This window comes from Streptomyces sp. NPDC050658 (assembly GCF_044457025.1).
Taxonomy (GTDB): Bacteria; Actinomycetota; Actinomycetes; order Streptomycetales; family Streptomycetaceae; genus Streptomyces.
The window spans coordinates 688,177-701,311 of record NZ_JBITGM010000003.1; the positions used below are offsets into that span (position 1 = coordinate 688,177).

Genomic DNA, 13,135 nt, shown 5'->3' on the forward strand with positions numbered 1-13,135 from the left:
ACGGCACCCGCCAAACAACCGCCGCCCGCAGCCACCACACCGCGCCCGGCGGGTCCGCCGGGCCGGCCAACGACACCGGCCGCCCGGCCGCACCCCGGCAGACCGTGAGTCCCGCCCCCTGCCGGCCGGGGGGATATCCCCGGCAGGAAAAGGAACTCCGGCCCGCCAAGTCCGGCCGCCAGACCGCTTCCCGGCAAACCGGGAAGCGGCAACGGGCAGCTGGGCTGCGGGGCGGTCAGCCGGCAGCGGCCGCGGCCGCCCCCTGCTCCAGCCCCTGACCCGATTCCTGCACCTGGACCTGGACCTGATCCTGGTCCTGGTCCTGGCGCAGGCGGACCGCTTCCCGGTAGACCCGCTCGGCCCGGTCCGGCGCGAAGTCCATCTGGGAGATCACCGCCGGTGCCGCGATGGCCGGCAGCACATGCCGGTACAGGTCGATCACCCGCTCCGGCATGTCCTTGCGGCCGGTCATGATGTTCGACAGCACCTGCACCCCGGTCATGCCCCCCACCATCACCTTCGTGATCCGCGGCAGGTCCACATGCGCCAGGATCTCCCCCGCCGCCTTCGCCTCCTCCAGCACACCCAGCGTGTGCCGCTCCCACGCCTGCATCGGCAGCCGCCGGTCCAGCTCGTCCTTCGGCGCACCCTGATCCACCGTCAGACGCACACTGCCCCGCACGATCGCATCCCCCGCGTCCCGGTCGAGCATGTACGCCAGCAACAGCGCCTCATCCAGCGACTTCTGCAGACTCAGCTCACGGCGCGGCACCACCGGCAGCGCATGCACCTGCTCATCGAGCACGCTCTGCGCCAGCTCCGCCTTGGAGGAGAAATGGAAGTACAAGGCTCCCTTGGTCACACCCGACCGCTTCAGGATCTCCGAAATCGTCGCCGCCTCGTATCCGACCTCGTCGAACACCTCACCCGCCGCGACCAAAATCGCCTGCCGCGTACGCGTAGCACGCTCCTGACGCGCCACAGTTCACCTCCGTACCCCCCGTCACGCCCGGAACATGACGGATGCCCCCCACCGCGGACGGACCGGCCAGGGACACATCAAGCACCAGCAAAAATAGAACCAGGTGTCCGGTTTTACAACCACCCGACCAACCCCACCCCCCTGTGACAGCCATCACACACCACCCCCGCCACCAGGCCACCCCCCAAACCCAGGCCGCCCGCACCCCCCGCCCCCGGCCCGCACCGGACCGGAAAACAGCCACAAAACCGGCCCCCACACCCCCACCCGCCCACACACCAGACCCCGGCCCGGGCCCCGAACCCGTACCCAGAACCGGCAACACCCAGCCCCCCGCCCGACCGGCAACACAGCACCAGGGCGGCCCGGCCGGAAAACCCGGCACACCCCTACGGCGCGCGGGAAACCAGGCCCAGAACCGGCACCCGGCAGACCCCAGACGAGACCGGCGCCAAGGCGCGGCCCGGCACCACATCCGGGACGCCGGAAAGCCGGGGGCCGGGAGGTGCGTGGTCCGGTGCGGACCGGGGGCCGTCGGGCAAGCCCGGCCAGACCGGCCGGTCTGCGGTCCGGCGGAACACAGGGACGGCACGGCAACCACGAGCCGGGGACCGGCCGGTGAGCGGCCGGGCGCGGGCAGGACACGCCTCCCGCCGCCGGGCCAGGAACCCTGCCCCACCGGGTGCCGGCTCCGCCAGGACCCCGGGGGCGGGCGGAGCCGGCACCCGGCGGGGCAGACCCCAGCCGACCGGGCCAGGAACCCGACGGCCGGGGCCGGGAGCAGTCCCGAGCCGGGCCGGGAGGGGACCCGATCGCGCGACGCAGGGCCGCGGGGCCGCGGGGCCGCGGGGCCGCGGGGTCCGGCTGGTGCGGGGCGGGCACCGGGACGCAGGAACCGAAGGAGGGCCGGGACCGGCCAGAACCCGGCCGGCCCCACCAACACACCCGCCCGGCAGCCACCCGACCCGGCAGCCGGAACAGACCGGAAAACCGGCACCGGCCCCGGACCCGGCAAAGGACCAGGCACCGACGCCGGCAACCGGCCCCCTTCACACCGGTCACCACCGGCGGACACATCCGATGACGGCCCGCGGCGGCCCCACCTCACCAGGCCGGCCCAAGGCACACGGCAGGCGGGCCTTGGGACATCACCCGCCGCTCCCCGGCCGGACGGGGCCAAGTACCCGCCCTCCAGGGGCCACCGAACAATCCCCGAGCCCCCAGGACCAGCACACCCAAGGGCAGGCACCGGGCGGACGGCCGGCACCGGCCGGCACAGGACAGGACCGGCACGGGCCAGGGCCGTACCGGCGAAACCGCACCCGACAACCGGCGCGAGTAGACGGCCTGCCCCCACAAGCGGCGCGGGCGAAGGAGCTGCCCCAAGGGCCGCACCGCTGGAGGACCGGGACCGGCCAGGGCCGTACCGGCGAGACCACACGCCCAAGGGCCGGCGCGGGTAAACGGCCTGCCCCACAAGCGACGCGGGCGAAGGACCGGCCCCAAGGGCCGCACCGCTGGAGGACCGGGACGGGCCAGGGCCGTACCGGCGAGACCACACGCCCAAGGGCCGGCGCGGGTAAACGGCCTGCCCCACAAGCGACGCAGGCGAGGGAGCCGCCCCGAGAGCCGGCACGGCCGGAGAACCGGCACAGGCCCCGGACCCGTACCGGCGAAACCGCACACCCGACAACGGCACGGTGAACGACCCGCCCCCAGGAACGGGCACGGGCGAAGGACCGGCGCCCGGCAGACCACACCGGCCGGACACAGGCCCCGAGCAGCCGGCCACGCCCCCCGAAGGGCAGCAGGCCCGGGGACCGGAGGGGCCAAGCCCCGAGGCGGCGGCCGGAGCAGGGCGCCGTCGCGGCCGCCCGCACACCACCCCGCCCAACCACCCCAGAAACAGACCCGCAGCAACAACCCCGGCCGGCACGACGGAAGAGACAGCAGCCAAAACGGCGGCAGCCAGGGCAAGTTGCAAGGCGGCGTCCACAGCGGCGTCCACAGCGGCGGCGGAGGCGGCGGGACCGCGGCCCGACGGGACGCGGCAAAAGGAGCGCCAGCCCCGCCGGCGCTCACAGCGGCGACAGGGCGGACTCCGGGCAGGGGCGGGATTCCGGGAGCGGGCCGACGGCCGCAAGGGCGGCGCGGCAGACAGGGACATGACCGCAAAGCCGCGCCGGAAACGACACGAGGGAAGACGCGGCGAAACGGCGCCGGAAAAAAGACGGGGCAGGAGAGGCGGCAAAACGGCGCCGGAAAAAGGACGGGACAGGAGAGGCGGCAGGGCAACACCAGAAGAGACAGGGCAAGCGAGGCGCCAGGGCAGCAGCGAGAAGGGCGTGACAGAAGGGACACGGCGACAGGGCAGGCCACCGGACACGGCCACAAGGGCAGCCGCCGCAGGCGGCGGCCGGGCGGACTCCGGACCGGATCGGCCAAAAACAGACCGCCCCCGCACACCGCCCGTCGCCCGAGCTGCACCAAGACCCGCCCCCACCGGCCGCCACAACGGCCAAAAACAGACCGCCCCCGCCCCACCCGGCCCGCCCAGCCCGACACCCCGCCCCCCTCCACACCCCGGCACGGGCCCAGAGGGCCGGACAACCACGGCCCGCCCCCGGCCAACAGACCGGACCCGGCCACCGCCTCCCCGCCCCCCACCCCACCCCCCGCCCGGCCGCCCAAACCCCCGCCCGGCACCCCCACCACCCCCCTGACCAGCACACCAACCACCCCACAGCACTCCCGACACCGCCAAAAACCCACCCCGCAGACACCCCGCAGACACCCCGCACACCCCCGCAAAACGACCGGAAGAAGACCGAAAGGAGGCCCGGAAAACGACCCGGAAAAAGACCGGAAGAGAGGCCGGGCCGGGCCGCCCACCGGCCCCCGGCACCCCCCGGACAGACCACGGACACCCCCGAAACAGCCCCCCAACCGCCCCCCAACCGCCCCCGAACCGGCCGCGAACCGGCCGCGAACCGGCTGCGGACGGGCCGCGAACCGGCTGCGGACGGGCCGCGGACGGCATCCCCCGCACCCCCGCTCACGGATGACCTGGGACTTCCCCCGATTCCTTGCAAAAAACCGGTGGGTCCGTATCTTTATGGTCCTGCACTCCCGGACATCCATCTGCCCGATGCCTTCGCGGAGAGGTCCTCATGACCCTGCTGACATTCCAGAAGAACCCGGCCCGGCCCACCACCGCCGCCCCGGACACACCCCCCGCACACACCGCCCCGGCCACACACACCGCCCCGGCCGCGCCGCCCGCACCCCCCGCCCCGGACCCGGCCACCAGCGCCGAACTGACCCGGCTGCTCTTCCACCAGCACGACCACGACCACGACCGCTGGCGCGCCCTGGTCTCCACCCCCGACTTCGCCCACACCCCCCACCTGTCCGACACCGAACGCATCGCCCAGTCCTACCGCCGCCTACGCCTGGTCAACGACCAGCTCGACGCCGCCGCCCTGGCCGCCGACGTCGGCCGCCTGACCGCCCTGCACGAATGGATCGGCCCCGCCGACGGCGGGACGACCACCGCCGCCAGCATCCACTACAACCTCTTCCTCGGCAGCCTCATCGACCACCACGACACCACCCCGCCCCGCGACCTCACCCCCTACACCACCCTCCAGCACACCGGCACCTTCCTGTGCACCGAACTCGACCACGGCAACGACGCCACCCACCTGCAGACCACCGCCACCCACGACCCCACAACCGGCGGCTTCACCCTGCACACCCCCACCCCCGGCGCCCAGAAATTCATGCCCAACACCAGCCTGACCGGCGGCCCCAAAACCGCCCTCGTCGCCGCCCGCCTCATCACCCACGACGGCCACGACCACGGCATCCACCTCTTCCTCACCCCCCTCTCCGACCACACCGGCCACCTCCCCGGCATCACCGTCCGCCCCCTGCCCCCCACCGACGGACCCCTCATCGACCACTGCCTCACCTCCTTCCACCACGTCCACCTCCCCCACCACGCCCTCCTCCAAGGCGACCACGCCCGCCTCACCCCCGACGGCACCCACCACAGCACCCTGGGCAACCACCGCAAACGCTTCCTCACCACCATCAGCCGCGTCACCACCGGCAAACTCTGCATGAGCGCCGGCACCCTCGGCATGGCCCGCGCCGCCCTCACCATCGCCGTCCACCACGCCCACACCCGCCACACCACCGGCCCCAAACCCGGCCACACCCAACCCATCGCCGACCACCGCACCCACCACGCCCCCCTCATCAACCACCTCGCCACCACCTACGCCATGACCTTCCTCCACCACACCCTCGTCGACCGCTGGGCCCACCACACCCCCACCAACCAAACCGACACCGAACGCGACATCGCCATCGCCAAAGGCTGGATCACCTGGCAAGCCCGCGACATCGCCACCCAATGCCGCGAACGCTGCGGCGCCGCCGGCCTCTTCCCCACCAACCACCTCACCAACCTCACCCGCAACATCGAAGGCGGCATCACCGCCGAAGGCGACAACCTCCTCATCTGGACCAAAGCCGCCGCCGAACTCCTCCTCACCCAACCCACACCCCCCACCACCCCCAACCCCAACCACCACCCCCACAACAACGACCCCCACCACCACAGCGACGACCCCCACCCCCACTACACCTACACACCCCACCCCGGCCACAACCCAAACCACCCCATACCCCCCAACCAACCCCCCCTCACCCACCTCCCCTTCCTCCGCAACCTCCTCGCCCACCTCCAAACCCTCCACCACACCCGCGCCCGCACCGCCCTACGCCACCCCGCCACCAACCCCACCCAACGCTGGAACCACACCGCCCCCCACGCCCTCACCCTCACCGCCACCCACGCCCCCCTCCAAGCCACCGACGCCTTCCTCACCACCATCAACAACACCACCCACACCCCCACCAAAACCCACCTCCAAAACCTCTGCACCCTCTTCCTCCTCAACCAAATCACCCCCCACACCGGCGACCTCCTCACCCACCACCACCTCCACCCCACCCACATCCACAACCTCCCCCACACCACCAACCACCTCCACCACACCCTCCACCCCCACCTCACCACCCTCACCCACGCCCACCAACACCCCACCCACACCACCCACAACCTCAACCACCACCTCCACCACACCACCCCCCACCCCAACCACCACGACAACCACTACGACTTGTGAGAAGCAGGCATGGCCAGGCCGAGCCACGAGCTGCATACGGTGCCGACGTGACTGCTGTGAGACCGAACCAGGCTTGAGCGATGCTGAGTTCGTCAGACTCGGACGTGGACTCAGTCGCGGACCCGCGGACCCGCAGATCGGCGGATCGGCGGATCGGCGGACCGATTGAGCGAAGCCTCGCTAGCGTTCCTCGCGTAGCTTCAGGACATACGTCGCAGTCAGTGCGACAGCGCGGTCTTCGTCATCTGACAGAGCCACGAGGGCGCGCGACACCATGTGCCCCGGGATTTCCGCCAGCGCCTGCGTCAGGCGTCGGCGTGCGGGCTGGCCGATGGTGTCTCGGGCGAGGCAGTCGATGAGTTCGGTGGCGATCTGGTCTGCCAGCGCGGGGTCGCTCGCCAGTGTGCTCAGCGCATCGGCCGCGTCCACGTCGTTCGCCTCCTCGACGACCATGTCCACGAGTGTCGGGATCGCGTCGGCTGTCCCGCGTACGCCGAGCGCCAGAGCCGCGTACCTGCGGACCGCGATGTCGGGGTTCATGTGGGCGTCTTGCAGGAATGCCGTCGTCGCCTCGCAGCTCGGGAGCTCGGCGATGGATTGGACGGCGCGTTTGCGCACGGCGGCCGTGGGGGCGTCGAGGCCCTCCGCCAGCAGTGCCAGCGCCTCCTCGCCCGACTGCGCCAGAGCCCAACGAAGGGCTCCGGCGACAATCGGGTCCGACTCGCTCAGCACCGCATCGACCAGGGCTTCCACCGGGACCGGTGCTTCCTCGGCCGCAGACAGCGCTGCCCGCTGCCGCGCCCCCGCGCTCTTGGAACCCAACGCCTGGAGGAGCGCGACGCTTTGGAGGACGTCCTCCCAGTCGGCCGGTTCCGCGGCGCCGATGCGGCGAAGTCGCGTGAGCAGTTCCGTCTCCGCCGCGATGCGCTCCCGCGTCTGGCGGATGAGGTCGTCGACCAGTTCCCCGGGTGCGAAGCCCGGGTCGTCCAGCGCGCGCCCCACGTCCCGCAGCGACAGACCCAACGACCGGAGGCTCTCGATGTGGAAGATCCGCCGGATGTCCTCGACGGAATACTCCCGGTAGCCCGAGCCGGTGCGGCCCGTCGGCTGCACCAGCCCCAGCGATTCGTAGTGCCTGAGCATGCGGGCACTGACCCCGGACCGTCGCGCGACATCACCGATCAGCACTGCTACCGCCCCTCTTGGCCCACTTCGCCGAGGGCTACGACGCGCTTCGCCTCCTCGACCGCGAACTCGAATCCGGTGTCCGGGTCGCGCCACAGCCGTTCCGTGGCGATCGCGTGCGCGCGCACGCGAGGGTCGGGATCCCTCGTCGCGGCGCCCAATGTCGGCAGCATCGCCTCTCCGAGTGCGATCAGCGCCCGGCTGAGGCTCAGTTGCGTCTCGCGTTCGCCGCGCCCGAGCTGTGTCGCCAACACTACGGCCAACTCGTGCTCCGCACCTTCGGGCACGAGCACGACTGCCGCCCGCCAGGCACTGCGGGCCACCTCGTCGTCGGCGTCGGCCAGCAGGGCCGGTGTGATCGCAGGCCACGCCTGCCGATCCCCGATCTTGGACAGTGTGTGCAACGCCTGGCTCCGTGCCTGCGCGCGCTCCGAGCAGACTTCGGCGAGCAGCGCCGGAACCGTCAGGGATGCCGCGTGGCGGGTGAGCGCCCACGTCAGCATTTCACGCACGTAGAACTCGGGCTCGATCGCGCTTCGCTCGACGAGCCTGCCGATGATGTCCGGGTCCGGGTTCGTGCCGGCGGCCAGCGCCGCCTGCAGCCGGACCGACGAGCTGTTGCTCTCCAGCCGCTGGTGGGTTCGTGTCGTGCTTGTTGCCTCTTCGGGCATGGTCATGGGACGGCCTCCTTGATCACAGGGAAGGCCTTGTCACCGTGTCAAGGTCAAGCGGAGCCGGTTCGAAAGCGGAGCGCTCCCCGCGTGCGCGGCGCACCCACGTCGGTGTCATGCCTCCGTTGAGGAAGCGAGTCCACCCCCTTCACTGATCTGGGTGGTCAGGAGGTCCGGTCGGGAGTAGCGCCGTCATGCCATGGGCAATTTCCGCAGCGGCGTGGAATCCACGCCGTCAGTGGAAGCGAGGAGGACGTTCATGCAGTACGACGAGGTGTACGAGCCGCCGGCCATGGTGGAAGTCGGCGACTTCGCCGACCTGACGCGCGGTGAGGCCCTGGGTGCGTTCTACGAGGGCGGGTTCCCGCCCTACGAGTGGTACCTCGGCCCCAACTGACCCTCGGATCAGAGCGCATTCAGAGCACATGACGGATCAGTGCACATGACGGAAGGGTGCCATGAGCGGCGACGTGTGGTTCACGATCCTGCCGGACGGTGAACCGGGTGTTGCCGTGGCTCGGCTCCTGCGCCCCTGGGCCACCGAGTCCATCGCTCACGGTTCCGGCCGGCCCTGGCTGCTGGGCAGTTGGCCGGACGGACACGTGACGGTGGGCACGGCAGGGGCGCGGAGAGTCGCGGTGATCGGGCGCTGCCCGGTCACCGCCGAGGCGCTGTCCGCGCGGGCGCGACGGCTGCGGGACATCGGGGACGTGGAGCGGATCGCCCGCGGTCTCACCGGGAGTTTCCACCTCGTCGTCTCGGTCGACGGTGCCGTCCGGGCGAGAGGCAGCGCTTCTGGCGTACGACGGCTGTTTCATACGGAGGTCTCGGAGGCCGGCGGGGTGTGCGTGGCCGCCGACCGCTCGGACCGGCTCGCCGCGCTCATCGGCGCGGCTCCCGACGAACGGCTCCTGGCCGCTCACCTCCTCGCCTCGCCGCTGCCGTACCCGCTGGACGACCACTGTGTCTGGCAGGGCGTGCGCGCCGTGCCGTCCTTCGACTGTCTTCGGATCGACGCCGACGGGCGGGCCCGTACGCAGCCCTGGTGGCAGCCTCCGGAGCCGCAGCTGCCGTGGGAGGAAGGGGTGCCCTCGGTGCGTGCGGCGCTGACCGCCGCGGTGGGGGCCTGTACCGCCGGCGGGGGCACTGTCAGCGCGGACCTTTCGGGCGGCATGGACTCCACCAGCCTTTGCTTCCTCGCCGCCCGGAGCCAGGAGCAGAGCCAGGGTCGGAGTCAGGAGCGGAACCAGGCGCGGCTCGTGACGTTGCGGTGGCAGAGTCTCGACCCTGCGAACGACGACGCGACCTGGGCCGCCGGTGCCGCCGCCCGCCTCCCGGACAGCGAGCATGTCACGCCTGACCAGGGGCAATGGCCGCTCTGGTACGCCGACTTGGCGGACCTCACCGGTGACGCCGTCCCCACCGACGAGCCCGGTCCCTGGGTACGTGACGGGGCCAGGATGGCGGTGCTCTGCCGTCTGATGACCGACCGTGGTTCGCGGCTGCATCTGATGGGCGGCGGTGGGGACGAGCTGTTCAGTACGTTCCCACCGCACCTGCACGACTACGTCCGACGGCACCCGCTGGCGGCGTACTCCCGCATTCGTACGCAACGTGCCTCCCAGCACTGGCCGTTCGGTGAGCTGTTGCGGCAGCTCGCCGACCGCAGAACCTTCGGTCAGTGGGTCAGCGCATGGGCCAAGGGCCTGACCGCCGCGCGGCGGGCGGCGCCCTCGGCGGCTCTGGTCCGTGGCGCGCCCTCCACCGCGTGGGGCGTGGAGCTGCCCATGCCGCCGTGGGCGACGCCCGATGCGATCGAGGCCGTACGGGATCTGCTCCTCGAAGTCGCCGGACCAGGCTCCGCCGATGCGGCCGATCCCCTCTCCCCCGAGCGCGGACAGCACACCGCTCTCTCCTGTCTGCGGACCGGCGGGCGCGGGCTGCGGCAGCTTGATCAAGTGACCTCGCGGCTCGGTCTCCCCTATGCCGCGCCCTTCCTCGACGACCAGGTGGTCGAGGCGGCCCTGGCCATCCGTGTCGCCGAGCGCAGCACGCCCGGGCGGTACAAGCCGGTGCTCGCCGAGGCGGTGCGCGACATCGTGCCCGACGACGTCCTGTCCCGGCACACCAAGGGCGAGTACAGCGCGGACTTCCACGTCAGCCTGCGCCGCAACCGTGCCGGACTGGTCGAGCTCTTCGACGGCTCGCGGCTGGCCCGCGCGGGGCTGATCGATGATGCCGCGGTCCGGGCGTCCCTGCTCGGGGTGCATCCCACCCCGGAGGCCCTGCGTTCCCTCAGCTCCAGCCTGGGCAGCGAGATCTGGTTGCGCGCCCGCGCGGAGCACACCCGTCCGCCGAGCACGTCGTTCATCGAAGGAGCACCGTGAGCCTGACCCTGCGACCCGACGTCTGCGCGACGGACACGGCGGACGACGGCATGGTGCTGCTCGACGAGGCGACCGGCCGGTACTGGCAGCTCAACCGCACGGCGGCGCTCGTCCTGCGCAGTCTCCTCGACGGCAGGGAGCCGCCGGACGCGGCTCGCGCGCTGTGCGCCGCCCATCCGCGGCTCAGCGCCGAGCGTGCCGCCGCCGACGCCGCCTCGATCACGCGCTCGCTGATCGAGGCCCGGCTGGTGGTGACGTCGTGAGCCAGCCGATGGTGCCCGCCACGCGCGACCGTCTGCCCCTGCGCCGTCGTCCGCCCGTGCTCTTCGCGACGGCCGTCGCCCGGCTGATCGTCGCCTTCAAGCCGCACCGCATCCGCCGGGTCCTGTGTGTGGTCCGGCGCGGGGCGGCGCCCGCCACCGCCGGTCAGGCGCTCGCCGCGCGGGAAGCCGTCGTCGCGGTCAGCGCGCGCTGTGCCGGGGAGGGCTGTCTCCAGCGGTCGGTGGCCACCGCGCTGTTGTGCCGGATGCGGGGGGTCTGGCCGGACTGGTGCACGGGCGTGCGCACGGCGCCGTTCCGCGCGCACGCCTGGGTGGAGGTCGACGGCTTCCCGGTGGGCGAGCCGCACCGGCCCGGTGAGTTCCGGCGGCTGATGGTGGTGCCGGGCGCTCCGAAGTCCCGGTCCTGAAGTCCCGGTCCTGAAGTCCGGTCGGCCGTCCTGAGGCGCCCGGCGTCACCGGTCCTGCGCCAGGCGGTACAGCTCGGCGAAGAGTCCGTCACGGGCCATCAGGGTCTGGAAGTCGCCCTCCTCATGGACCCGACCTCGATCGAGTACGACGATGCGGTCGGCGATCCGGGCGTTCTCCAGCCCCTGGGTGACGAAGACGGCGGTCTTGCCCGCGGCGAGTTCCTTGAAGCGGCGGATCACCAGGTACTCGGCGCGGGGGTCCATCGCGGACGTGGGCTCGTCCAGCATCAGCATCGCGGCGTCGCGGTAGAAGGCGCGGGCGACGGCGATGCGCTGCCACTGTCCGCCGGACAGGTCGGTGCCGCCCCAGTGGGAGCCCGCGACCAGGGTGTCCAGGCCGTGCGGCACGTTCTCGATGACGCTGTCCGCGCCGGCCGCCCGTGCCGCGCCCAGGAGGAGTGCGTCGTTCTCCGAACGGGGCTGCCCCAGGTGGATGTTGGCTCGCAGGTCCATCGGCCAGCGCGTGTAGTCCTGGGGCACCAGGCCGACCTTCGCCCATACGGTGTGCGGGTCGGCGTCGGCGAGGTCGGTGCCGTCCCAGCTGACCGTGCCCGTGGAGGCGATGCGGAGTCCGGTGAGCAGGGCGGACAGGGTGGTCTTGCCCGAGCCGTTCTCGCCGACGAGCGCGACGAGTTCGCCGCGCCGCAGGGTGAGGCTGACGCCGTCGACGGCGGGAGCCGGGGCGCCCGGATAGGTGTAACTCACGTGCTCGGCGCGGATTTCGCCGGGCCCGTCGGCCGGGATCGGGCGGGACCCGCGGACGGCACGCAGGGCGGCGGCGCGCCGCAGGAACATCTGCCAGTCCTCCAGGTACAGGCTGGTGCGGAACAGCCGGGCGGCGGCGAGGACGAGGGACGTCAGCGCGCCGGTGGAGGTGCGTACGGCGACGACGGCCGTGGCCGCGACGGCGAGGTCCATGCGTCCGGTGGCGGCAAGCCAGCCGAGGGCGGCCCATGTCGCGGCGAGCATCAGTCCGCTGATTCCGGCGCCGAGCAGGGTGACGCGCAGGACGCGCGGGGCGGCACGGCGGTGGGTGGCCTTGATGCGGCCGGTGATCTCCGCGTACCAGTCGGCGAGGAATGTGGCCATGGTGGTGGCGCGGACCTCGGCCGCTGTGCGCTGGTGGGTGGCGTAGTGCCGCAGCAGATAGCGCAGATGGCTGTCCGCGATGTTCTGGTGGTCGGCGCGGTGCTGGATCCGCGCGGTGGTGACGGCGGCGGCGCCCTTGGGGACCACCGCGAGGACGAGCAGTGGCAGCAGCAGGGGGTGGAGCAGGGCCAGGACCGAGGCGGCTGCGATGAGTTGGCCGAGGGCGGAGACGAGTGCCTGGGCGTCGCCGATGAGGTTCTCGGTGGCCTCGGCGCCCCGCCCTGCGGCCTGCAGCCGGTCGGCGAAGCCGGGCTGGTCATAGGCCTCGAGCTCCACGCGCGGTGCGGCGGCGAGGATCTGGAGGTCCGCCTCGGAGGCGATCTCCGGTGCGAGGCGTGCGGAGGCGTAGACGGCGAGGGCGTCGGCCCCTGCGCGTACCCCTGCTGCGACGGCTACGACGATCAGCGCGGGCGCGGCCGCCGCCACCCGGTCCGCCACCTGGCCGCCCTGGAACAGCTGGGCCAGCGCGTCCGGAAGCGCGGCGAGGGCCACTGCGGAGGATGCGACGACGACCAGTTGGCATCCGGCGAGCCAGAGCATCGCGGAACGGTCGGCGGCCCAGCCGAGGCGGGTCGCGGCGGCGAGGGTGCGGGGCAGCCGGGCGGCCATCCGCCACCATCCGGCGTGCGCGATGTCGTCGAAGTGCGGGTCGTTCCGGTATCCCACTTGCTGCGGGGCGGCTGCGGACCTCGTACCGGATGGTGGCTGCGTCGTCACGCGCCTCATCCTGCTGCGGGGGCCGCGGTGGTCTGGGCGGAAGTTGCCCGAAGTCACCCCCAGGGGCGGGGAATTACCCTCTGACGTGCAAGTTGTCT

At 72.3% G+C, this 13,135-nt stretch carries 9 protein-coding genes; 5 read left to right on the top strand and 4 right to left on the bottom strand.

Going from position 1 to position 13,135, the window contains the following annotated elements; translation table 11 throughout:
- Positions 1–235 precede the first annotated feature (235 nt).
- The gene (locus ACIBKX_RS14600) at positions 236–982 is read right to left on the bottom strand and encodes a ScbR family autoregulator-binding transcription factor (RefSeq protein WP_363276900.1); all 747 of its coding nucleotides are present in this window, start codon (positions 980–982) and stop codon (positions 236–238) included.
- Between the two features lie 3,170 nt (positions 983–4,152).
- Here ACIBKX_RS14600 and ACIBKX_RS14605 point away from each other — a divergent pair.
- Complete coding sequence (locus ACIBKX_RS14605; RefSeq protein ID WP_399375768.1) at positions 4,153–6,180, top strand: acyl-CoA dehydrogenase; 2,028 nt, start codon at positions 4,153–4,155, stop codon at positions 6,178–6,180.
- A 180-nt stretch (positions 6,181–6,360) separates the two neighbouring features.
- Here the strand turns inward: ACIBKX_RS14605 and ACIBKX_RS14610 are convergent, their stop codons facing one another.
- Positions 6,361–7,368: a MerR family transcriptional regulator gene (locus ACIBKX_RS14610; protein WP_363277605.1), complete on the bottom strand. Its 1,008-nt coding sequence runs from the start codon at positions 7,366–7,368 to the stop codon at positions 6,361–6,363.
- A 2-nt stretch (positions 7,369–7,370) separates the two neighbouring features.
- Positions 7,371–8,042: a HEAT repeat domain-containing protein gene (locus ACIBKX_RS14615; protein ID WP_363277606.1), complete on the bottom strand. Its 672-nt coding sequence runs from the start codon at positions 8,040–8,042 to the stop codon at positions 7,371–7,373.
- A 253-nt stretch (positions 8,043–8,295) separates the two neighbouring features.
- Here ACIBKX_RS14615 and ACIBKX_RS14620 point away from each other — a divergent pair, with 253 nt between their 5' ends.
- The 4 genes from ACIBKX_RS14620 (at position 8,296) to ACIBKX_RS14635 (ending at position 11,111) form a co-directional block, all read left to right on the top strand.
- On the top strand, positions 8,296–8,433 hold the full coding sequence (locus tag ACIBKX_RS14620) for a lasso RiPP family leader peptide-containing protein (protein ID WP_363277607.1): 138 nt from the start codon (positions 8,296–8,298) through the stop codon (positions 8,431–8,433).
- A gap of 61 nt (positions 8,434–8,494) precedes the next feature.
- Complete coding sequence (locus ACIBKX_RS14625) at positions 8,495–10,423, top strand: asparagine synthase-related protein (RefSeq protein ID WP_363277608.1); 1,929 nt, start codon at positions 8,495–8,497, stop codon at positions 10,421–10,423.
- Positions 10,420–10,686: a lasso peptide biosynthesis PqqD family chaperone gene (locus tag ACIBKX_RS14630; RefSeq protein ID WP_363277609.1), complete on the top strand. Its 267-nt coding sequence runs from the start codon at positions 10,420–10,422 to the stop codon at positions 10,684–10,686. The genes ACIBKX_RS14625 and ACIBKX_RS14630 overlap by 4 nt, the downstream gene beginning before the upstream one ends.
- Complete coding sequence (locus ACIBKX_RS14635; RefSeq protein ID WP_363277610.1) at positions 10,683–11,111, top strand: lasso peptide biosynthesis B2 protein; 429 nt, start codon at positions 10,683–10,685, stop codon at positions 11,109–11,111. The genes ACIBKX_RS14630 and ACIBKX_RS14635 overlap by 4 nt, the downstream gene beginning before the upstream one ends.
- A 45-nt stretch (positions 11,112–11,156) precedes the next feature.
- On the opposite strand, the gene ACIBKX_RS14640 is transcribed toward ACIBKX_RS14635, so the two are convergent.
- On the bottom strand, positions 11,157–13,037 hold the full coding sequence (locus ACIBKX_RS14640) for an ATP-binding cassette domain-containing protein (protein ID WP_363277611.1): 1,881 nt from the start codon (positions 13,035–13,037) through the stop codon (positions 11,157–11,159).
- Between the last annotated feature and the right edge of the window lie 98 nt (positions 13,038–13,135).

Excerpts from the sequence above, each read along its gene's own strand:
- ACIBKX_RS14620 (WP_363277607.1), top strand. The coding sequence starts at position 8,296 with ATGCAGTACGACGAGGTGTACGAGCCGCCGGCCATGGTGGAAGTCGGC.
- ACIBKX_RS14605 (WP_399375768.1), top strand. The coding sequence starts at position 4,153 with ATGACCCTGCTGACATTCCAGAAGAACCCGGCCCGGCCCACCACCGCC.
- ACIBKX_RS14615 (WP_363277606.1), bottom strand. The coding sequence starts at position 8,042 with ATGACCATGCCCGAAGAGGCAACAAGCACGACACGAACCCACCAGCGG.
- ACIBKX_RS14625 (WP_363277608.1), top strand. The coding sequence starts at position 8,495 with ATGAGCGGCGACGTGTGGTTCACGATCCTGCCGGACGGTGAACCGGGT.